The organism is Streptomyces sp. NPDC008317 (genome assembly GCF_042955955.1).
Lineage (GTDB): Bacteria > Actinomycetota > Actinomycetes > Streptomycetales > Streptomycetaceae > Actinacidiphila.
Genome location: NZ_JBIBFQ010000005.1, coordinates 658,127 through 679,593, shown reverse-complemented (window position 1 = coordinate 679,593; position 21,467 = coordinate 658,127). Strand labels below are relative to the sequence as shown.

Sequence of the window (21,467 nt, the reverse complement as noted above, 5' to 3'; positions counted from 1 at the left end):
CTCTCCCGATGATCGTGGGGTTGCTGGTGGTGTGCGCGGGTCAGCGGGCGGCGGCGACCGGGTGGTGACAGGCGGCGGCTCGCTCGCCCGAGTGCGGCGAACTGCCCGGTTGTGCACGGCAGTCGGCGTCCGCCAGCGGGCAGCGGTGGGCGAAGACGCAGGCGCCGGGGTCGGCCGCCCAGACCGGCACCTCACCGGGCGGCCCCGGCCGCTCGCGCCGCTTCGACGGATCGCGGTCCACGCGGGGCGCGGACGCGGTGAGCAGCGCGGTGTACGGGTGCAGCGGGCGGGCCAGCACATCGGCGGTCGGGCCCTGTTCGACCAGTCGCCCCCGGTACAGCACCGCGATCCGGTCGGCGATCCCGGCCAGCGAGCTGAGGTCGTGCGAGATGACGACGACGGCCACGCCCAGGTCGCGGCGCAACTCGTCCAGCAGCCGCAGCACATGGTTGCGGTTCGAGGCGTCCAGCGCGCTGACCGGCTCGTCCGCCAGCAGCAACGCGGGCCGCGTGACGATCGCCCGCGCCAAGGACACGCGCTGACGCTGGCCGCCGGAGAGCTGGGCCGGAATCCGGCCGCCCAGGGTGCCCGCGTCGAGCCCCACCCGGTGCAGCGCCTCCGCCACCCGGCCGCGCCGCTCGGCGCGCTCCACCCCGGCGACCGCCAACGGCTCGCCCACCAGGTCGTTCACCGTCAGATCCGGGTCCAGCGACCGCAGCGGGTCCTGGAACATGTACTGCACCAGCCCGGACCGCCGGTGGTCGCGCAACTCCCGTCCGCGCAGCGCGCCGACCTCGACGCCCGCCACGCCGATCCGCCCGGCCACCACCGGCGCCAGCCCGACCACGGCCCGCGCCAGCGTCGTCTTACCCGACCCGGTCTCGCCGATCACCCCGAGGATCTGACCGGCCGTCACCTCCAGGTCCACACCGCTCAGCACGGGGGCGCTGTGGCTGTGGCCGGGGCGCCGCTGGTAGGTGACACCGAGCCCTTCGACCTGGAGCGCGGGCGCGGACGCCCGCGTCTCGCGTTCGGCGGCGGGCACCGCGGACGGCGCGACCGGCCGCTCGATGTCCGCCGTGGGCGGGGAGACGTCGGAGACCGGCGCCGTGCGGGCCGCGGGGGTGGTGGTCATGCGGGCACCTCCTGGAGGGGCGGCGGGGACAGGGCGAGTTCCGCGGCGCGCACGCAGCGGACACGGCGGCCGTCGGCGGTCGCGGTGAGCGGCACCGGCCGCGTACGGCAGCGGTCCTCGGCGAAGGCGCAGCGGTCGGCGAACCGGCAGCCGACCGGGGCCTCGCCCGCCTCGGGCGGACGGCCGGGGATGACGGCCAGCTCGCGGCGGTTCCAGTCGCCGAGGGAGGCGACGCGCAGCAGCGCGGCGGTGTAGGGGTGCGCGGGGCGGTGGACGACGTCCTGGGTGGGGCCGTCCTCGACGATCTCGCCCGCGTAGAAGACCAGCACCCGGTCGGTGACCTCGGCGACGACGGCCAGGTCGTGGGTGACCAGCAGCAGGGCGAGACCGCGCTCGTCGCGCAACTGGGCCAGCAGATCGAGGACTTCGGCCTGCACGACGGTGTCGAGCGCCGTCGTCGCCTCGTCCGCGACGAGCAGCCGCGGATCGCAGGCGACCGCGATGGCGATCAGGACGCGTTGCAGCATGCCGCCCGACAGCTCGTGCGGGTACCGGTGGTAGACGTCGGCGGGATCGCGCAGGCCGACCGAGGCGAAGAGTTCCACGGCCCGCTCGTGCGCCCGCGCCCGCTTCAGACCGAGGCGTACGCGCAGCGGCTCCGCGAGCTGGCGGCCCACGGTCAGCGCCGGGTTGAGATACGAGGCCGGGTCCTGGAAGACCGCGCCCAGCTCCACCCCGCGCAGCCGCTCCCACTGCCGCTTGTCGAGCGCGGTCAGATCGGTACCGGCCGACGAGGCGGCGCCCGACGACTTCCTGGCCGAGGACTTCGCGGCGGACGCCTTGCCGAACGACCGGCTTGCGGGGGACGGGCTTGCGAGCGACGCCTTTCCGGCCGCCGACCCACCGGCCGCCGACCCACCCGCGGCCGAGGCACCCGCGGCCGAGGCACCGGCCGTCGCCGTACCGACCGCTTCCGTACCGTCGGGATCCGCACCGGCCAGCACCGCGCTGCCCGCCGACACCTCGCAGCCGGGCGGCAGCACGCCGAGCAGCGAGCGGCAGGTCAGCGTCTTGCCGCTGCCCGACTCGCCGACGACGCCGACGGCCTCGCCCGCGTGGACGGTGAAGGACACGTCGCGGACGGCCTCGGCGCGACCGCCGGAGACGGTGATGTGCAGCCCGTCCACGGTGAGTACGGGTCCGGTCGCACCGACGGTGCGGGCGCGGCCCGGCTCAGACAGCGACGACACGGTCATCGGCCTTCCTCCCCTGGGGTTCGCGGGCGGCTCGCGGCTCGGCCCCGACATCGGCGCCGCTGTCCCGTACGGCGTCCGCGAGCAGATTGAGCGCGCCGACGGTGATCATGATCAGGACGCCGGGCAGGGCGGGCGCCCACGGCTGCTGGGCGAGATAGCCCAGGTCGCTGGCGAGCATGCCGCCCCAGGTCGGGGCGGGCGGCTGGACACCGACGCCGAGGAAGGTCAGCGAGGCGACGGTCAGCAGGGCCGTCGCCAGCGCGTGGGCCGTGGTCACGGCGATCGTCGGCAGCACCTTCGCGGCGATGTGGGTCCGCAGGATCCGGCCGCGCGAGGCGCCCATCAGCTCCGCGGCCTCCACGTACTGGGCCTGCTTCAGGCCCAGCGCGGCGGCGCGGGACACCCGGAAGAACAGCGGGGCCAGCAGCACGCCGAGCGCGAGCATCGCCTGGTTGAGGCCGTTGCCGAAGACGCCGATCGCGGCGATGGCGAAGAGCGTGAACGGCAGCGTCATCAGCGCGTCCACCGCGCGCAGCGCGGCCCACTCGAAGCCGCGGCCGAGCCACAGCGACGCGAGGCCCGGCACGACGCCGAGGACCATCGCCGCGCCGACCGACTCGACCGCGCCGAGCACGGAGCGGCCGGTGCCCGCCAGCAGCCTGCTCAGGACGTCCCTGCCGAGGTAGTCCGTCCCCAACAGGTGCGATCCGCTGGGACCTTGGAGCACCCGCGCGGTGTCCTGCGCGAGCGGGTCCTGCGGAGCGATCACCCCGCCGAGCACCGCGAGCAGGGCGACGACGGCGAGTACGGCCAGTGCGAAACGGGCGGCGGGCACCCGTCCGGTGCGGCGCAGCGTCCTCATGAGGCACCGCCACGTGACGCGCCGTCAGCGAGCGCGGCGTCTCCCGATGCCGCGTTCGCCTTGGAACGGCCCCTGCGGGCGGCCGGGTTGAGCGCCAGCAGACCGGCGTTGATCGCGATGTTGGCGAGCAGGACCACCGCCACCGTGACCAGCAGCGTGCCCTGGATGACCGGCACATCGTGCTGCTGTGCGGCCTGGAGGGAGAGCTGCGCGATACCGGGCAGGTTGAAGATCCGCTCGGTGACGACCGCGCCGCCGATCAGCATCGGCACGCTCATGCCGAGGACGGTGAGCGCGGGTCCCGCCGCGTTGCGCAGCACGTGCCCGAAGAGCACCCGCCGGGCCGACAGACCGCGCATCATCGCGCCCGTCACGTAATTCGCCCGCAACTCCCCGACCAGCGAGGCCCGTAGCTGCCGGGCCACGTTCGCGGCGGCGTCCAGGCTGAGCGCGAAGGCGGGCAGCGCCGCGAAGCGCAGCCACTGCGCCGGATCGTCGCCGAAGGCGGTGTAGCCGCCGGACGGCAGCCACCCGAGCTTCACCGACACCACCGCGATCAGACCGATCGCGACGACGAAGGCCGGCAGCGTACCGAGCACCGAGCAGGCCGCCGTGATCGCGCGGTCCAGCCGCCCGCCGTTGCTGTACGCGGCGGCGATCCCGCCCGCCGCGCCGAGCAGCACGGCGATCACCAGGGCGAGACCGGCGATCGACAGGTCCACCGGCAGCGCCCGGAAGACGCTGTCGGAGACCGGGAGCGTGGTGAACCAGGAGCGCCCGAGATCGCCGGTCAGGGCGTGGCCGAGCCAGCTCACGTACTGCACCGGCAGCGGCCGGTCCAGGCCGAAGGCGTGGTTCATCCGGTCGATGTCGGCGGGCGTGGCGGTCTCGCCGAGCACCGCCGCGCCGGGGTTGGCGTTCGACAGCGCGCCGAGCCCGAAGGTCAGCAGCGACGACAGCAGGAACACGGTGGCGGTGGTGAGCACCGCGGAACCGATCGGCCGCGGCGCGATCAGCGCCCGGCGGGCCCGTGCCGACCGCCGCCGGGGCAGCGCGGCGGCGAGCGCCGTCATCCGACGGTCACCCCTTCGAAGCGCTGCACCACCGTGGTCTCGGGCAGCGCCGACACCCCGCGGGCCCTGGCGAGGATGCGCGGCACCGTGAACAGGAAGACGTTGGGCGTGGTGCGCACCGCGGTGGCGCTCGCGGCCTGGAGGACCTTCGGGTAGTCGGGGGAGTCGAGCGGAGTGCGGGTCACCTTGTCGATGGCGGCGGCCAGCTCCGGCGGGGTGGTGCGGCCCGGATTCATCAACCCCTGCTCACCGAAGAGCACTTGGAACGCCTGCACGGCGGAGTCGCGGCCTGCGAACTGGTCGACGGCCAACTGCCGGTCGTGCTGGATGTAGATGATCTGGGTGAACTGCGCCTCGGGGATGACCTCGATCTTCGCGTTGATCCCGACCTTCTTGAGCTGCGCCTGGATCTGCTCGGGCTCGCCCTGCGCGGCGCCCGTGGTCAGCGTGAGGTCCAGGCCGCCCGCGTGCCCGGCCTCCGCGAGCAACCGCTTGGCCTTCTCCGGGTCGTACGGGAAGAGATTCGCGCTGGCCGGGTCGTACCCCGCGTAACCCTTCGGGAAGGGCTGGTAGCTGACCTCGCCGTGGCCGAACGCCTGGGTCTTCAGCAGCGCCTCACGGTCGATCGCGTACTTCAGCGCCTCGACCACCTTGGGGTCGTCGAACGGTGCCTTGCTGCTGTTCACATCCAGGGTGGCGACCACCATCGAGGGAATGACCTGCACTTCGAGCCCGGCCGCCTTGGCCGCCTCGACCTGGCTGCCCGGGATCTGCGCCACGTTGTACTGCCCCGACTGGAGCGCCGCGACGACCGTGGAGGCGTCGGGCAGCGGGTACAGCTCGAAGTTGTTCAGCTTGATCGAGGCCGCGTCCCAGTACGTGGGGTTGCGCCGCAGGACGGCCTTGGCGTTCTGGGTGTACGAGGTCAGCGTGAAGGGTCCCGAGCCGGCCGGTTTGGAGGCGATGCCCGCGGCGTCCGAGGTGAAGGCGGCCGGATTGACGACCATCCCGGTCTTGCCCGCCAGCAGGTTGGGGAGCTGGTAGTCCGCGTGCGTCAGGTCGATCACGACGGTCGTGGCGTTCGGCGCGGACACCGCCTTGACCGAGGTGAGCTGCGGTGCGACCAGCGACTTGGGGTCGGTACGGCCGCGGTCGAGGCTCTTCTTGACGGCGGTGGCGTCCAGCGCGGAGCCGTCGGAGAAGGTCAGTCCGGGACGCAGGGTGAAGGTCACCTGCGTGCCCAGGGCGTTGTACTTCCACGCGCTGGCGAGCGCCGGTACGGCCGCGCCGTGCGGGTCGAGCTTCGTGAGGCCCGCGTAGACCAGGGAGAGCGAGTGCACGTCCCATCCGGCGGAGGAGAAGACCGGGTCCCACGAAGTGGGCAGCGCCCAGCCCCACTTGAGGACGGAGGAGCCCGCGCTGCTCCCCGAGGTACCGCTGCCACTGCCGCAGGCCGCGAGCGCCAGGGCGGCGCCCGCGCCGAGGCCGAGCCCGAGGAAGGAACGTCTGCTCGGGGAGGAGGGAAGAGAACTGGTCACGGCGGCACGATTCATGACGAGGCGTCACCTTTCGAGGGTGCGTTTCGAGGGGGTGCCCTCGACGGTGAGGGCGGCGCGACGGGGGCGGCGTACAGCGTGCCGTTCCGCTCGGCGACGGCCGGGAGACCGGCGCGCCGAGCACGGAGGCGGCACGGATCGCGGTGCGGCGCCATGGCGGCGGCACTGTGCGGTGGGCGTGACAGGGGAGTGCCGCGCCGGGGGCGGGTGCCTCAGGCGGTTACGGCGGGGGTCATGGCGTGGACGTCACGGGACGACGGGGCCACGGAAAGACGAGCGGGAGGACGCGTGGGCGGGGCGCACGGGCCTGGACACAGGCCGGCCGATCGGGGGCCTGGGGCCTGGGGTCTGCGGGGCGGTCAGGCGCCGCGCGAGGGCCACGGGCGTACGGTCAGCGACAGAGAGCGCTGCTGGTACGCAGGAAGTCCACGTAGCGGCACACCACACCGGGGTGCGTCGTAAGCATGTGCCCATCCTGACTGCCGGGGTGAGCCGATGTCAATGGACACCAAAAGGTGTCTCATTCGGTGGAACGGTGACCGCGTGCGAAAGACCCGCTGGTCAACGCGGCAGCGGGGGTACGGATACGGGGGCCGGGTATGCCGCGGCCTCGGCCGGGTGGAGCCACAGCGGGCCGTTCCCGGTGGCCACCGGGACGGCCGACGCGGGCGGCGCGACCCCCGGCGCCAGCAGTTCCCACTCCGGCCCGGTCAGGCTGCGGTGGTACGCCAACAGGGCCTCGGCGGACGGCTGTTCGGCCGACACGGACACCCCGGGGGCGACCGCGAGCGCCGCCTCCAGATAGCTCGCCGCCGGGCGCCTGCCGGGCACCACGCGACGCCCGAGCGGCCCGGTCAGCACGACGGTGGGCAGCGCGTACCGCAGCTCTCCCGACGGGGTCTCCTTGGCGGTGCCCGGATGCGGCCCCGCCGCTGTGACGGTCAGCACATCGGCCAGCGGGGCGCGCGTCTCGCGGTGGTCGGCCGTCACAGCGGCGAGCACCCGGGGGGACGCGGCGTCGGCGGCCAGGCGTACGGGGTCGAGACCGGGCACGCCGTCGGCGGCGGCCAGCGCCAGGTCCAGTGTGTCGGCGGGCTCGCCGGTCACGAACATCGTCTCGCGCAGCCGCCGCAGCACCCGGTCGGCCACCTGCCCGCCCTGCGCCTCGGCCGCCTTGGCGACCAGCGAGGCGGGCCAGCTCGTCGCCGCCACCCGGCTCAGCCGCACCGCGTGCGGAGCCCCGGTGTGCCCGCTGATCTCCCGGACGAAGCCCTCGTACCACCGGGTCTCGGCCGCCGGATCGGGCGCCGGGTCGTCGTCGGTGTCGAAGAGGATGCCGAACACCCGCCGCCATGACGCCTGTTCGCCGAGCGCGGCCCGCAGCGCGCGGAAGACGGGCTCGGAGCCCCACGCCCACGGACAGAGCGGATCGGTGTACTCGGTGACCTGGAGGCGGTCGGTGCCACCGGGCGGCGGGGGACCGGTCATGCCACGCCCGCCAGGCGGTCCTCGCCCGCCGAAGGGGCGGACGGAGCGGCGATCGAAGCGGCGTCCGGCGCGGCGGCCTGTGCGCCACCGGCCGCGGCCGACCCGGACGGCAGCAGCGCGGCGATCGTCACCCCGGCCAGCACGGCGGCGGCGCCCTCCTCGATCGTGCGCCACACACTCGGCAGGCCCGTTGCGGGCGTCGGATAGGCCAGCTCGGCCAACGGCTCGCCGCGCAGCGTGATCACCTCGCCGTCCACGGCGCGCACCACGTCGAGCAGCGTGATCTCGGCGGCGGGTCTGGTCAGCCAGTAGCCGCCCTCACAGCCGCGCTGGCTGCGCACCAGCCCCGCCCGCCGCAGCTCGCCGACCACGGACTTCAGGAATCGGAACGGAATCTCCTGCGAGGAGGCGATGGCCTCGCAGGTCAGCGGGCGGTCGATGTCGCAGGCCAGCTCCATGAGGGCCCGCGCGGCGTAGTCCGCCTTCGCGGAGATATGCATGGCTCCAGTATGGCGCGCCGGACGGCGGAAGTCGGCACCGCGGGCGGCTCCACCGGCCACGGAAGGGTGCGTCTGTGCAGGTGAGCCGTAATGGACACCTCTTGACATCTTTTCCGGACGCCCTCTAGCGTCGTCTGCCATGAGCGATCAGCCGACCATCGCCGGTGAGGGATTCCATCCGCATCTCCCGGCCGGTTCCGACCCTTCGCACGGCTCGCTGCGCAGCCGACTGCACCACATCAAGGCCGACGGCCTCGACGGCGACACCGCGCAGACCGGCGGCATGCGGCGGTTCGCGGCGATCAGCGGAGGGACCGTCGGGTCCGAGCGGCTGTGGATGGGCCAGACCCATGTCGCCCCCGCCACCGCCTCCTCCGACCACCACCACGGCGAGTCGGAGACCGCGATCTATGTCGTCAGCGGACGCCCGGAGTTCGTCTTCGTGGACGACTCCGGCGGCGAGCCCGAGGAGGTACGGCTGCGCGCCGCGCCCGGCGACTACATCTTCGTACCCCCCTTCGTGCCGCACCGCGAGGAGAACCCGGACGACTCCGAGGAGGCCGTGGTCGTCATCGCCCGCAGCACCCAGAAGGCGATCGTGGTGAACCTCCCGAGCCTGTACGCGCTTCCGGGTGACGGCTCCTGACGAGCCGTCACCCGGAAGGTCACGCGAAGCGGTCACCGAGACCGGTCACCGGGGCCGGTGCCGTCGCGTGTGTCCGAGACCGGCGGCCGGGGTCAGTCGTTGACCAGGTCGAACTCCTCCCAGGGGCCGATCGCCGCACGGTTGGCGATCAGGGCGGCGGCGCCCGCGTTCTCCGCCGTCACGTACTGATGGTTGGAGTGGGCGCGCAGTGTCACCGCGCCGTCCGGGTCGTGGATCAGGTCGAAGGTCTCGGCGGCGCCGATGGTACTGCTGCTCGCGATCAGCGCACCGGCCCCGGAGTTGGGGGTGGTCACGTACTTGTTGTTGGCGTGCGCCCGCAGCGCGACCGTCCCTGAACCGAGGTCGATCGCGTCGAAGGTCTCCCAGGGGCCGATCGCCGTACGGTTGGCGATGAGCGCCGCCGCGCCCGCGCTTTCCGCCGTCACGTACTGGCTGTTGGCGTGCGCCTTGAGGCTGATCGTGGTGCTCTGGCCCGGATTCCCCGTCCCGCCGCCCGGGATGGTGGTCTGGCCGGTGAGGCGGATGTCGCGGGAGGAGGAGCCGACGTAGACGGCGTTGGTGCCGGCCGCGTTGGTCCAGGTGGTGGTCCAGTACTGGAAGCTGCGGGCGTCCAGGGTGACCGTGACGTGCTGGCTCTGGCCGGGGTTGAGGCTGACCCGCTGGAAGCCGCGCAGGTTCTTGGGCGGTTCGCCGGTGGTGGCGGGCTGTCCGACGTAGACCTGGGCGACCTCGGCGCCCGCTCGTGTGCCGGTGTTGGTGACGTCGAAGCCGACGGCCACGTTGCCGTTCGCGTCGGGCGCGCCGACCGTCAGGCCCGAGTAGCCGAAGGTCGTGTAGGACAGGCCGAAGCCGAACGGGTAGGCCGGGGTCTTGTTCTGCGAGTCGTACCAGCGGTAGCCGACGTTGATGCCCTCGCTGTACTGCACGGTGTTGTTCTGGCCGGGCCATTGGGCCGGGGTGTGGGCGGGGACGTCCGCGAGGGAGGCGGGGAAGGTCACCGGCAGCTTGCCGGAGAAGTTGACGTCGCCGTAGAGGAGCCGGGCGATGGCGTTGCCGTCCTCCTGGCCCGGATACCAGTTCTCGATGATGCCCCGGACGGAGTTGGCCCACGGCATGGCGATCGCCGAGCCGCTGTTGACGACCACGATGGTGTTGGGGTTGGCCGCCGCGACATCGGTGACGAGCTGGTTCTGGTCGCCGGACAGCGAGATGTCGTTGATGTCGGCGCCTTCGCCCTCGCCCTTGTTCACGAAGACGATCGCGGTGTCCGCGTTGCGCGCCGCCGTGACGGCCTCGCCGTGCAGGTCCTGATTGGGGATCTGCCAGCCCAGTTCCAGCTCGCTGCCGCCGCCGTCCTGGAAGTAGTCGATCTCGACGCTGACCGGCTGGCCCGCGGTGAGCGTCACCGTGCCCGTCTTCGTGGTGGTCGGCTGATTCGCCCAGTTGTTGATGATCTGCTGGCCGTTGACGAACAGCCTGCTGCCGTCGTCACTGGTCAGGGCGAAGGTGTACGTGCCGGTGGTCGGCGGGGTCAGCGTGCCGGTCCACTTCGCCGACCAGCCGGTCGCCGGGACACCGGACGCCGGAGAGGCGCCGCCCCACAGGAAGTTCAGCGTCGGGTCGACCCGCGAGAGGACCGGCGTGCCGCCCATCGACGTCCCGTTGTAGAACTGCCCGTACAGGCCGTGGCCGCTGCCCGAAGAGGGCGTCAGATACGGGCTGTCGACGATCTCGCCGCTCGGGGAGGCGTATCCCTGGGCGTAGTTGACGCTCGCGCCGCTGCCCGCGCGGGTGACCAGCGCCGAGTACGGGGTCACGACCGAGGACGAGCCGACGTGCGTGCTGCCGCCGCCCGCCGTCATGGCGTTGGGACCCGCGTCGTCGCCGATCACGGCGATCTTCTTGTTCGCGGAGCCCAGCGGCAGCGCGGCGGAGGCGTTCTTCAGCAGGACGCTGCCCTCCTCGGCGACCTGCCGGGCCGTGGTCCGGTGCGCGTCCGTGCTGACCGGCGTGGTGATGGTGCCGGTCTGCGTGGTGTCGAAGAGCCCGGAGGCGAACATCGCGGTGAGGATGCGGCGGACGTGCCCGTCGAGCGTGGCCTGCGAGACCTGGCCGGAGGCCACCGCGTTGGTGAGCGCCGTGCCGTAGAAGTCGCTGCCGTTCATCTCCATGTCCAGGCCGTTGTTGGCCGAGGCGACCGTGGAGTGGGTGCCGCCCCAGTCGGAGGTGACGAAGCCGGTGAAGCCGAGGTCGCCCTCCAGCACCTGCTGGATCAACCGGGCGTTCTCGCAGGCGAAGGTGCCCGCGACCGAGGCGTAGGAACACATCACCGAGTACGCCTGGCCCTGCTTGACGGCGGCCTCGAAGGCGGGCAGGTAGATCTCCCGCTGGGTACGGTCGGACATGATGACGTTGTCCGAGGCGTTGTTGCGGTTGGTCTCCTGGTTGTAGTCCGCGTAGTGCTTGACCTGGGCCATCGGGCCCTGGCTCTGGATGCCCTGGATGTCGGCGGCGCCCAACTGGCCTGTCAGATACGGGTCTTCGCCCAGTGACTCGAAGGCGCGGCCCCAGCGCGGGTCGCGCACGATGTTGATCGTCGGGCCGAGCACCACATTGGCGCCCTTGCCCCACTCCTCGTTGCCGATCACCTGGCCGTAGCTCTTGGCCAGATCGCGGTCCCAGGAGGCCGCGGCGGCCACCGGGGCCGGGAGCTGTGTGACACCGCCCGCGCCGTCCGCGACGCCCGCCGGGCCGTCCTGGAGGCGTAACTGGGGTATGCCGAGACGGGTGTTGGCGTCCACGCAGGCGCCCCATGAGCACTGCGCGCCGCCGTGCATCATCGTGATCTTCTCGGCGTTGGTCATCTGCGCCAGCAGAGCGTCGGCGCGCTGCGCGGGGGTGTCGGCCGCGCTCATCCACGGCCGGGCGTCGACCGCCGACGCGGACTGCGCGGGCAGGGGTCCGGCGGTCAGCGCGGCCAGCGCGGCGACCGCGATGGCGAGCACGCTGGAGAGCAGGGGGCGTCGTCTCATCGCCACTCCGTTCGGGTTCGGCGGGCGGTGTGGGGTGCCGCCCGTGCCAGGGGGGATGGAGCCCAAGAGTGCTCACCGAGGATTGTGCTCAACTTGCGCACAGGTCAAGGGTTATTGCAGATTCGACGCCGCCATATTGCGTGAAGTCGGCCGCTACGACCGCCTGTTGCGTCCGCGACTGACCTGATTAGGTGCGATCCCGAACACCCGGCGGCGGCCCGAGACGGCGCGCGCGAGCGGCCCGAGACGGCACGCGCCGAGCGGCCCGGGCCCGCGCGCGCCGAGCGGCCCGGACCCGTACGGCCCGCTCCCGGACATGCGGAAGGGCCGCCGCCCTGAACAGGGCGGCGGCCCCTCGCACTCGGTGGTGCCCGTAGGCGCGCCTGTGGGGCGACGCGCCTACGGGGTCTCAGGCGCCATGACGGCCTTCGTCATGGGGGTTACGGGTACGACGTCACCGTGGACGGTACGGTCGAGGTGCCCGACGTGCCCGGCCCGGTGTTGTTGATGACGTGGGCGTATTGGCCCATGCCGCCGAGCGAGACGACCAACAGGTCGTGGAACTTCACGCCCGCCGTGGTCGGTGCCTCGAAGCCGTGGTCCTGGATGATCGACGGATCGGCCGTGTAGTTGCAGTAGCTGCCGAGACCCCAGCCCTCGTGGGTGGTGACGTTGTCGTCCACCTTGTAGGCCGCGAACCCGCGGATACTGCCGTTCTGGACCGCCGCCTGGTTCGGGGCGTCGTAGGCCTTCTCGTTCTGGAAGAAGATCGTCCTGCCGTTCTGACCGGACCACTCCACGTCGTACTTCTTGAAGTGCTCCACGAACAGGCCGGTCGCCAGCACGTTGTTGCCGTTGACCTTCAGACCGATGTCGGCCGGGTTGACGTTCCAGCCGGTCGGCGCGCTGCCGTGGTCGGCACGCCAGATCCAGGTGTGGTCGATGATGACGTCATTGCTGTTGATCTCGAACGCGGTCTGGGCCTGAGCGGCGCGCGCGCCGCCGACCCGGGCGAACACGTCCTGGACCGTGGTCGGGTTGGCCGAGTGGTTCGCGGACGAACCGGGCGCGCCGACCTGGAGGAGCTGCGGCGAGTTGCCCGCACCGGCGTCGATCAGGAAGCTCGCCAGCCGGACGCCGTCCACGTCGGCGACCTTCACCGCGTCCACGCCGTTGTCCGGGACGACCGTGGCGTAGCCGAGGCCGAGGACGACGGTGTTGGCGCGCGTGACGTTGATCGGCTGGTCCACGTGGTAGATGCCCGGAGTGAGCAGCAGGTTCAGCCCCTGTGCGAGCGCCGCGTTGATGGTCGCCGCGGAGTCGCCGGGGTGCGCCACGTAGAACTGCGTCAGCGGGATCGACGTACCCGGCGTGTTGGGCCAGGAGGTGCCGCTCGCGTTCTGCCGCAGGCTCGGCACGAACACCGAGTAGTTGTTGCCGTCCAGGTACATGTACGGCTTCTCACGCGACTCCGGCGTCGTGGCCAGCGTCGTGTAGACCGGGTTCGGGAAGCCCTGCGCCGGAGCGCCCTTCACACCCGAGAACACCATGTTCCACACGCCGTTGGTCCAGCCGCCGATGGAGCTGTCGCGGGTGTACCACTGCTGCTGCGAGTACGGGCCCACGGTGCCGTCGATCTTGCTGTCGGCGATGTAGCCGCCACTCGCCCAGCCGTAACCGGCCGGGGCCAGGTTCAGACCGCCCTGGACGTGGATCCGGCGGAACGGCGCGGCCTGCGCGACGGCCCAGCGGTCGTCGCCGCTGACCGGCTTGATGGCCAGGTTCTCCACCGAGCGCCAGAAGTTCTGGGTCGCGTTGCCGTTGAACCAGCCCGCGTCGACGGTGATGTCACCGTTGATCTGGACGTCGTCCGGGTTCTTGCCCAGGCCGGAGACCGAGGTGTAGAAGCCGACCTGGTCGTTGATGCCGTTGTACGTACCCGGCTTGAAGAAGACCTGGTAGCGGGCGTCACCGAACTGGTTGGACTCCTGCTGGGCGAAGATCTGGTCGAGCTGGCCCTGGAGGTTGGGCGTGGACGGGTCGAAGACCTTGACGTTGGGGCCGAGGTCGCCGCCGCCCTGGATCGGGCCGGTGCCGCCACCGCCGCTGCCCGCGGTGCCGAACACCTGGAACTCCCACAGGGAGTAGCCGTATCCGGTGGCGCGGACCGTGCCGTACACCCGGACGTAGCGCCCGGTGCCGGTCACGGTGAGCGTCTGGTTGCCGCCCGTGCCGGTGGTGGTGGAGTAGATGTCGGTCCAGTTCGTGCCGTCGGCCGAGGTCTGGATCTTGAAGGACTTGGCGTACGCCGCCTCCCAGTTGAGCGCGACCGAGCTGATGGTCGCGGACGCGCCCAGGTCGACCTGGAGCCACTGCGGGTCGCTGGCCGCGCTGGACCAGCGGGTGCCGGTGTTGCCGTCGACCGCGGCCGAGGCGGGCGTGCCCGCGTTCTCGGTCGAGGACGCGGTGGCGGTCTTGCCCTGCGAGAGCAGTGTCCCGGTGGCCGGCGGGTTGCCCCCGCCGCCCGTGCTGCCGTAGACCTGGAACTCCCAGAGCGAGTAACCGTAACCGGTCGCGCGCGCCGTACCGTACATACGGACATAACGCCCGGAAGCGTTTACGGCGACTGTCTGGACACCACCGGTCGCGGTGGTGGTGGAGTAGGCGTCGGTCCAGTTCGTGCCGTCGGCCGAGGTCTGGATCTTGAACGCCTTGGCGTACGCCGCCTCCCAGTTGAGGGTGACGGAGCTGATGGTCGCCGTGGCGCCGAGGTCGACCTGGAGCCACTGCGGGTCGGAGGCGGCGCTGGACCAGCGGGTGCCGGTGTTGCCGTCGACCGCGGCCGAGGCGGGCGTGCCCGCGTTCTCGGTCGACGACGCCGTCGCGGTCTTGCCCTGGGAGAGCAGTGTGTCCGCCGCGCGGGCGGAGTGCGAGGGTACGAAGAGGAGCAACGAGGCGATCAGGGCCGTGATGATCGCCGCGGCGGTGTTACGCCGATTCGCCGGTGCTGATGGTCTCAGCGCCGTCGAGCCGGAGGGGGGAGCGAGCATGAGCAACTCTCCTGGTTCCACACGTGGGGGGGCAGGGGTCGGTGATCGTCCGGCCGAACTGCGGTGGCCGGACGACAGGATGCTGCTGAAACGGTGAAGTCCGGGCGGGCGCCCACCTGTTGAGGTGAGAGCGCTCTCCCGGGTGCACACCGCGATGGTTCTCCCTGTGTTTCATCCATGTCAAGAGTTGTGCACAGAGTGCGTCCTCCCGAATGGGGAAGCTCCAGAAATCCGGGCAAAGCCGTCGTAGCTGATGACACAAGTTGAACGCACTGCGGTGACCAGCGGGTATGTCAGGACGTCTCCGCGCGGCAGGCCGCTTGACGCGCCGTCGCACCTCGCCCGCACCCCGGTCCGACCCGGAAACGCTTCCGTATACCTTCAGAGCATGAAGCCGCAGTGGACTGCGGTGGTATGTGCGGCGGATGGCGAAAAGGGCCGTTCCCGGCGCGCGCGAGGCGCACCGGGAACGGCCCTGGGGCAGAGCGTCGGATCAGACCGCGGTGGTCGACCGGCGACGGCCGCGGCGGGCGTAGTAGAGCGCCCCGCCGCCGACGAGCAGTACGCCCGCGGTGATGCCCAGCGGCAGGACCGGGGAGGTGCCGCCGGTCTCCGCGAGGGTCTGCGTGGAGGCGTCGTTGTGACCGCCGGACGAGCCGCCCGAGTGCGAACCGCCGTTGGAGCCACCGGAGTTCGCGCCGCCGGAGTTCGCGCCGCCCGAGTTCGCGCCGCCCGAGGAAGAGCCGCCGGAGGTGCCGTGGCCGCCCCCGCCGTGGGTGTCGATGTCCTTGACCGACTTCACGGAGCCGTCGGCGTTCAGCAGCACCTGCTTGTTGTTCGGGTGCTTGAAGTCGAACGCGCCGGTCAGCGAGTTGGCGCGGCTGTCGAAGGACGCGTCACCGACCCGGCCGGTCTTCCAGTTGTCCTCGATGAACCTGGTGATCGACGCCTGCTCGGTGCGGGTGTGGTCGACCGAATTCACCTTGCTGTACGGGGAGATGACCAGCAGCGGCTGCCGGGTGCCGGGGCCGCAGCGGTCCGCGTAGCCACCGGCCGACGCGGGACCCGCCTGGCACGCCGGGCTGTCGACGGCCTTGCCGTTGGAGCCGACCGTGCTGTCCTTCGAGCCGTTCTGCGGCTTGGCGTACGCGTGGTCGTACCAGCCGTCGGAGTCGTCGTACGCGACGACGACCGCGGTGTCCTTCCAGGAGGACGACGCCTGGACCGCGTTGATCTCCTTGACGAGGAAGTTCTGCTCGTCGGTCGGGTCGGAGTAGGCGGCGTGGCCGTCCTGGTACTCGGCGGCCTTGAGGAAGCTGACGGCGGGCAGGCTGCCCGCCTTGAGCGCGGAGTCGAAGTCGGTCAGGTCGTAGTTGTGGTTCGCCTGGCCGTTGTGCCCGATCTCGGCGGTGTTCTTCGGCGCGAGGTGGTGCGGGTTCGACGTCGACGCGTAGTACTGGAACGGCGAGTGGTGCGGGCTGTAGTCGACCGAGGACGCGCCGGCGATGTTGGCGTGCGTGGAGTTGGCGCAGCTCGCGTAGTCGCCGCTCTTGCCGTCCCACGCGGTGGAGGGACGGAAGCCGCCCTGGAACCAGCCCCAGGTGACCTTCTTGGAGTTCAGCAGGTCGCCGACGTTCTTGCCGCGCATGACCGCCAGCGCGTTGGTGCCGGTGTGGCTGTTGTCCGAGCAGTCGTCGAACGCCGGGTCGGGGTCGTTGATGACCGTGCCGACGCCCTTGGCGTCGGGGGAGACCACCGTGTACGCGTCCGGCTTCGCCGTCTGCTTCGGGTGCTCGGTGCCCGAGGCCGGGTCGACCGAGATGACACCGTGCGTCTGACCGGAGATCAGATTGAGCGCGCCCGGCGTGGACGGACCGTACGTGGAGCTGTACGAGTTGTCGCCCAGCGAGTAGTGCTGCGCGTAGTTCCACAGGCCCGTGACGGTGTTGCCGTCGTAGTAGTCCATCACCAGACCGGGCTCGCCGAACAGGCCGCCAGAACACTTGCTGGTCTCGGTGTTCTGGACGTATGCGTCGGCCTTGCCGCCGTTGGCCGCGTACTGCTCGGGCCCGTAGTTGTGGTTCTGGTCGCAGGTCACGGCCTGGTCGGGGGAGAGCCGCTTGGGCGCGTACTGGTTCGGGTTGGTCTTGAGCAGACCGGCGTGCGCGAGGGTGTCGATGTTCTTCGGCGTGTTCCCGGCCGCCGTGAACTTCGTGCCGTCGGTGTTCGCCGCGGCAGGGTAGCTGCCGAAGTAGTGGTCGAAGGAGACGTTCTCCTGGAAGATCACCACCAGGTGCTTGATCGGCGTCTCGGTGCCGCCACCGCCGTTGTGCGACGGGGAGTCAGCCAGGGCCGGCGCCGCCGTCCCGCCCATCAGCACGAGCGCCGCAGCTCCGGCGAACGCCCCCCACCGGGCGGCCCGTACGCGCGGGCCCGCCCCTCTGCTCCTGCCAGAACCGCTTGTGGTGCTCATACTTTCTCAGCCTCCGCTAAGTGCCGCGTCGCGCGTGCCGCTGTCATTCGTGCACGGTGTCGAACGCGATCGTCATGGCGGTCCGCGACATGACAAAGGCACAGCGGTGGAGGCCGGGTGAACAGCGGGTCAGTAAAATCTTAGGAAGCCTTGACCCCGCTTTTACACTCTGAGCTGCGGTTTCAGGCGAGCAGCCCGCTGCCGAGCCAGTCGGACCGGTCGCGCACCCCCGGCAGGACAAAGAAATAGCCGCCGCCGAACGGGGTGATGTAGTCCACCAGCGGCTCACCCGCGAGGCGCTTTTGCACCGCCGCGAACTGCCGCTCGATGTCCTGCTGATAACAGACGAAGATCAGCCCCATGTCGAGGTTGCCATTGCTGTCCATACCCCGGTCGTAGTTGTAACCACGGCGCAGAATAAGGGAGTTGTCGGTGCGCGCGGTGCGCGGATTGGCGACCCGGATATGGCTGTCCAACGGGATCACATCGCCGGTCGGATCCTGCGCGAATCGCGGTGTGTCGAATTCCCTGGTCCCGTCAAGCGGCGCGCCGGTGTCCCGGCTGCGGCCGAACATCCGCTCCTGTTCGGTGATCGAGACCCGGTCCCAGAACTCCACCAGCATCCGGATCGTCCGCACCACCTGGTACGTGCCTCCGGTCGTCCAGGCGGGCTCGCCCCCGGCGCCCCGCACCCAGAGCAGCTCGTTCGCGGTGGCCGGATCGCTGATGTCCGGATTGGAGGTGCCGTCCTTGAAACCCATGTGGTTGCGCGGTGTGCCGCTGGGCCGCGGCGGGCTGGTGAAACCGTCCAGCCGCCAGCGCACCTGCATCGCGCCGCGGGTGTGCCGGGCGATGTCGCGCAGCGCGTGCAGCGCCGTGTCCGGGTGCGGCGCGGAGAGCTGGAGGCTCAGGTCCCCGTGGCACCAGCCGGGTTGGAGGTCGTCGTCCTCGAACGCGGGCATCGTGCTCAGCCGCAGCGGCTTGCGGTCCTTGAGCCCGAACCGCTCGTCGAAGAGCGACGCGCCCACCCCGACGGTGGCGGTCAGACCGTCGCCCGGCACCCTCGGGCCCAGCGTGCCGCTGTCCGACGGCGAGTCCGTGATGCCGAGCGCCGCGGGTGTGCCGCCGCCGGTCAGGAACCTCGCGCGGTCGGTGACGGTGTGCAGCAGCTCGGTCAGTTCACGCCGGTCGGCGGCGGTGACGTCGAAGGACAGGAAGAGCGAGGACTGCTGCACCGGCCGCGTGACGCCCGCCTGGTGCGGGCCGTGGAAGTCGGCGTTCGCGCGTGCCGCCGGGGCCGGGGCCGGGCCGGCGGCGGAAGCGGTCGCGCCCGTCAGCGCGGCGGCGCCACCGGCCACCGCGCCGACGGCGCCCACACCGAGCGCCGCGCCGCGCAGGAAGCCGCGCCGCCGCAGGTCGCCCGCGCCCGCCACGGGCCCGTGCGTGTCCGTCATGCCGTCCTCCGTACATCGAAGATCGTCGCCACCGGGGCGAGTTGTTCGAGCAGATCGCCGAAGTCGGCGTTGATCCGCTGGCGCTGATCGTGTGTCAGCTTGTCGAGCGGCGTCCACGTCCCACCGTGGTGCGCGGCGTCCAGGTCGCGCTCCGCGCGCTTGAGCGACGCGTCGAGCTCGGCGGTCCGCGGGTCGCGCGGGGCGAGCAGGGCGTGCAGCCGGCCGAGCAGTTCCTTCGTGCCGTCGAGATTCGCGCGGGCCGTGGCCAGATTCGTACCGCTGCCGTAGTCCGTACGGCCGGTCAGCTCGAACTGCTCGGCGTTCTCCACGATCTCGTGCGCGCGCAGTCCCAGGTCGGCCGGGTCCATCCGCTCCTGCGACCAGCCGTCGCGCAGCGTCGCCACGTCCTTGACCAGCGCGGCGGCCGGGCCGCGCAGCGAGTCGGCGGAGGCGCCGTGCCACAGCCCGTACTCGATCCGGTGGAAGCCGGTGAAGTCCGCGGAGGCGACCGAGCCAGGCGTGAGCGAGGCCGTGCCGTTGATCGCGCCGTCCGCGTCGCCGAAGGTGCCGTACGCGGCGCCCATCCGCTCGTAGACCAGGTGTGCGCTCAGCCAGTCGCGGCGGGCCGCGGTCAGATCGCCGCCGTCGATGTCCGACCTGAGGGCGCCGACGCCGCGGGCGAGGTCGTCGATCCGGGCGCCGACCCACCGCTGGTACGCCAGCGTCGGCGGGATCAGATCGTGCTGGGTGACCGGCACCGCGGCCGGACCCCGGGGAGCCTTGCCCGGTACGACGACGGTCGGCCCGGTGACCGCGTCGGTGTCCTCCTGGAGGCACTTGAACGCGTACGAGCCGCTCCCCAGGTCCACCGCCATCGGCCGGGTGATGCCCGGCGCCAGGCCCTCCACCTCGCCGTAGACCTTCCCGCTGCGCGGGTCGGTCAGATAGACCTCGGTGGCGCTCGCACCGGTGTTGCGCAGGTCGAAGACCTGCGTGCCCGGCTTCGGCGTGATCCAGCCCCGGCCGCAGCCGCCCGTGGACGCGTCCACCGCCGTGTGCCGCAGACCGTCCGACGCGGTGGCGGGAGCGGCGTGCTTGTCGGTGTGACCGCCACCGCCGCCGACGGTGAGCACCGCCGCGGTGACCGCTCCCGCGACGGCGAGCCCGGCCGCGGCCACCTGCCACATCGGCACGCGGCGGAGTCGGTTCGGTGGCGGCGGAGCTATGCCGTCTGGTTCGGCGGACACACCGGACCTCCAGATGTCGGTGCAGTGGAACGGGGCGCCGTTCATGCTAAGCACCTCACGACCGCGCACCCACCTGCGCCAAGGTCAGGAATCCACAATTCCCCGGCAGTTCACCCTTGGGTCACATAAGGGCACCCTTACCGGGGTTTTCGGCCGGGTCCCGGCCGGTGAAGTGCCGGTTCGCGCCCGGAGCACCGTAGCGCTTTAGCGGCACCGTCACGCGTAGCGCCTCAGCAGCTCAGCAGGCCCGCGTTGACCTTGGCGGTCAGGATGCGGTGCAGGCTGTCGTCGACCGCGGCGCGCAGCGTCGCGTCCTTCGGGAGCCGGTCGATGACGGCTGCGGTCATCGGGGCGATGTCGCTCGGCCGGACCGTCAGCAGCATGTTGCCGCCCGCGGCGAAGAAGTCCAGCGCGCGCTGCGCGGGGGTACGGTCGCTGACGGCGACGGCCGCGCCGATGTCGTCGGAGATGACCGCGCCCTTGAAGCCGAGCTGGGTGCGCAGCAGGTCGTGCAGGACGATGCGCGAGAAGACCGCCTGGTTCTTGGGGTCGATCTTCGTATAGGTCGCCGACGAGACCATGATGAACGGCGTGCCCGCCTGGATGGCGCTGCGGAACGGCTGGAGGTAGGAGTCGTTACGGGTGGTCACCGTGTCCGTGACGCCCGCCGTCAGGTCGGTGTTGCCCCGGACCCGGCCGAGGCCGGGAAAGTGCTTGGCCGTGGGAACGACCCCGGACTGCCGCATGCCGAGCAGAAACGCGTCGCTGTGCGTGGCGACGGTCGCGGGATCGTTTCCGTACTCCCGGTGCAGCTCGCCGATCGGCGCGTTGACGCCCACCAGATCCGCCGGGACCGTGTCCGCGACCGGGGCCAGGTTCATGTTCACCCCGGCCGCCTTGAGCTGGCCCGCCCACGTCGCCGCCTCCTGCCGGAGCCGCGACGCGGACCACTGACCCTGCGTGACCGCGTTCGGCATGCTGGAGAAGCCGGGGCCGTTGAGCACCTGGACCTCGCCGCCCTCCTGGTCGGTGGAGACCAGCAGCCGCAGATTCGAGCCCTTGACGGAGGTGGCGAGCGTCCGCACCCGGTCGGTGACCCCCTTGACCGCCTGCGTGCCCGCCGAGGTGTGGCCCATCAGAATGACCGCGCCCACCTTGCCCTGCGTGATCGCCGACGCCTCGGAGCCGGTCATCCCGGTGGACGTCACGGCCGACATGAAGAGCTGCCCGACGCGCTGGGCGGTCGACATCGCGCCCGCCGTCCGGTCCACGCAGCTCGCCTGCGCCTTGGTCGTGCTCGCCGCGGGCGGCGGTACGGGAGTGGCGCGCGTCGTGCTGGGCGACGGTGACGCCGACGGGCGGGCCGACATGGCCGTGGTCGTCGGCGCCGCGCTGGGCGACGCCGACGTCGTACCGGGCGCCACGGACGTGGCCGACGTGTCACCGCTCCCGCCCCCGTTGGAACAGGCCGCGACAGTGACCATCAGCCCCACCGCGAGCCCCACCCCACGCCGTCGCGAGCGGGACGTTCGGCTGGCGGCACCAGGAGCAGTCGGCAGACGCACGGGAAGACCTCACACCTTTTCGATCACACGGAAACGGAACGTATGCACTCATCCCCTTCCCCCTGAGGCACCAGTTGTCTCATGTGACCTGGAGAAACCCCCGCGATGG

General features: G+C 71.6%; 14 protein-coding genes. 1 reads left to right on the top strand and 13 read right to left on the bottom strand.

Annotated elements, in window-relative coordinates; all coding sequences use genetic code 11:
• Window positions 1-40 precede the first annotated feature (40 nt).
• The 7 genes from ACFY9V_RS20135 to ACFY9V_RS20105 form a co-directional block, all read right to left on the bottom strand.
• Window positions 41-1,135 carry an ABC transporter ATP-binding protein gene (locus ACFY9V_RS20135; protein WP_355345815.1) on the bottom strand — a complete coding sequence of 365 codons (1,095 nt, stop codon included), beginning with the start codon at window positions 1,133-1,135 and terminating at the stop codon, window positions 41-43.
• Complete coding sequence (locus tag ACFY9V_RS20130) at window positions 1,132-2,385, bottom strand: oligopeptide/dipeptide ABC transporter ATP-binding protein (RefSeq protein ID WP_391162190.1); 1,254 nt, start codon at window positions 2,383-2,385, stop codon at window positions 1,132-1,134. Before ACFY9V_RS20130 ends, ACFY9V_RS20135 begins: the two co-directional genes overlap by 4 nt.
• Complete coding sequence (locus tag ACFY9V_RS20125; protein WP_391052338.1) at window positions 2,369-3,253, bottom strand: ABC transporter permease subunit; 885 nt, start codon at window positions 3,251-3,253, stop codon at window positions 2,369-2,371. The genes ACFY9V_RS20130 and ACFY9V_RS20125 overlap by 17 nt, the downstream gene beginning before the upstream one ends.
• Window positions 3,250-4,326, bottom strand: a complete 1,077-nt coding sequence (locus tag ACFY9V_RS20120) for an ABC transporter permease (protein WP_355345824.1) — start codon at window positions 4,324-4,326, stop codon at window positions 3,250-3,252. Before ACFY9V_RS20120 ends, ACFY9V_RS20125 begins: the two co-directional genes overlap by 4 nt.
• Window positions 4,323-5,879: an ABC transporter substrate-binding protein gene (locus tag ACFY9V_RS20115; protein WP_391162189.1), complete on the bottom strand. Its 1,557-nt coding sequence runs from the start codon at window positions 5,877-5,879 to the stop codon at window positions 4,323-4,325. The genes ACFY9V_RS20120 and ACFY9V_RS20115 overlap by 4 nt, the downstream gene beginning before the upstream one ends.
• A 564-nt stretch (window positions 5,880-6,443) precedes the next feature.
• A complete protein-coding gene (locus ACFY9V_RS20110; RefSeq protein WP_355345830.1) occupies window positions 6,444-7,370 on the bottom strand; it encodes a DsbA family protein in 927 nt (308 codons plus the stop codon).
• A complete protein-coding gene (locus ACFY9V_RS20105) occupies window positions 7,367-7,870 on the bottom strand; it encodes an Rrf2 family transcriptional regulator (RefSeq protein WP_391162187.1) in 504 nt (167 codons plus the stop codon). The genes ACFY9V_RS20110 and ACFY9V_RS20105 overlap by 4 nt, the downstream gene beginning before the upstream one ends.
• Before the next feature lie 139 nt (window positions 7,871-8,009).
• On the opposite strand from ACFY9V_RS20105, the gene ACFY9V_RS20100 reads away from it, so the two are divergent.
• The gene (locus ACFY9V_RS20100) at window positions 8,010-8,516 is read left to right on the top strand and encodes a cupin domain-containing protein (RefSeq protein WP_391162185.1); all 507 of its coding nucleotides are present in this window, start codon (window positions 8,010-8,012) and stop codon (window positions 8,514-8,516) included.
• 92 nt (window positions 8,517-8,608) lie between these two features.
• On the opposite strand, the gene ACFY9V_RS20095 is transcribed toward ACFY9V_RS20100, so the two are convergent.
• The 6 genes from ACFY9V_RS20095 to ACFY9V_RS20070 all read right to left on the bottom strand — a co-directional run bounded on the left by ACFY9V_RS20095 (window position 8,609) and on the right by ACFY9V_RS20070 (window position 21,277).
• Window positions 8,609-11,569 carry a glycoside hydrolase family 3 C-terminal domain-containing protein gene (locus ACFY9V_RS20095; protein WP_391162183.1) on the bottom strand — a complete coding sequence of 987 codons (2,961 nt, stop codon included), beginning with the start codon at window positions 11,567-11,569 and terminating at the stop codon, window positions 8,609-8,611.
• Window positions 11,570-12,009: 440 nt separating this feature from the next.
• Window positions 12,010-14,619 carry a discoidin domain-containing protein gene (locus ACFY9V_RS20090; protein WP_391162181.1) on the bottom strand — a complete coding sequence of 870 codons (2,610 nt, stop codon included), beginning with the start codon at window positions 14,617-14,619 and terminating at the stop codon, window positions 12,010-12,012.
• A 493-nt stretch (window positions 14,620-15,112) separates the two neighbouring features.
• Entirely contained in the window at window positions 15,113-17,092 is a 1,980-nt protein-coding gene (locus ACFY9V_RS20085) for an alkaline phosphatase family protein (protein WP_391162179.1), read from the bottom strand.
• Between the two features lie 182 nt (window positions 17,093-17,274).
• Window positions 17,275-18,546, bottom strand: a complete 1,272-nt coding sequence (gene efeB, locus ACFY9V_RS20080) for an iron uptake transporter deferrochelatase/peroxidase subunit (RefSeq protein ID WP_391162178.1) — start codon at window positions 18,544-18,546, stop codon at window positions 17,275-17,277.
• The gene (locus ACFY9V_RS20075; protein ID WP_391162234.1) at window positions 18,543-19,733 is read right to left on the bottom strand and encodes an imelysin family protein; all 1,191 of its coding nucleotides are present in this window, start codon (window positions 19,731-19,733) and stop codon (window positions 18,543-18,545) included. The genes efeB and ACFY9V_RS20075 overlap by 4 nt, the downstream gene beginning before the upstream one ends.
• Window positions 19,734-20,023: 290 nt before the next feature.
• On the bottom strand, window positions 20,024-21,277 hold the full coding sequence (locus ACFY9V_RS20070) for a glycoside hydrolase family 3 N-terminal domain-containing protein (RefSeq protein WP_391162177.1): 1,254 nt from the start codon (window positions 21,275-21,277) through the stop codon (window positions 20,024-20,026).
• Window positions 21,278-21,467 lie beyond the last annotated feature (190 nt).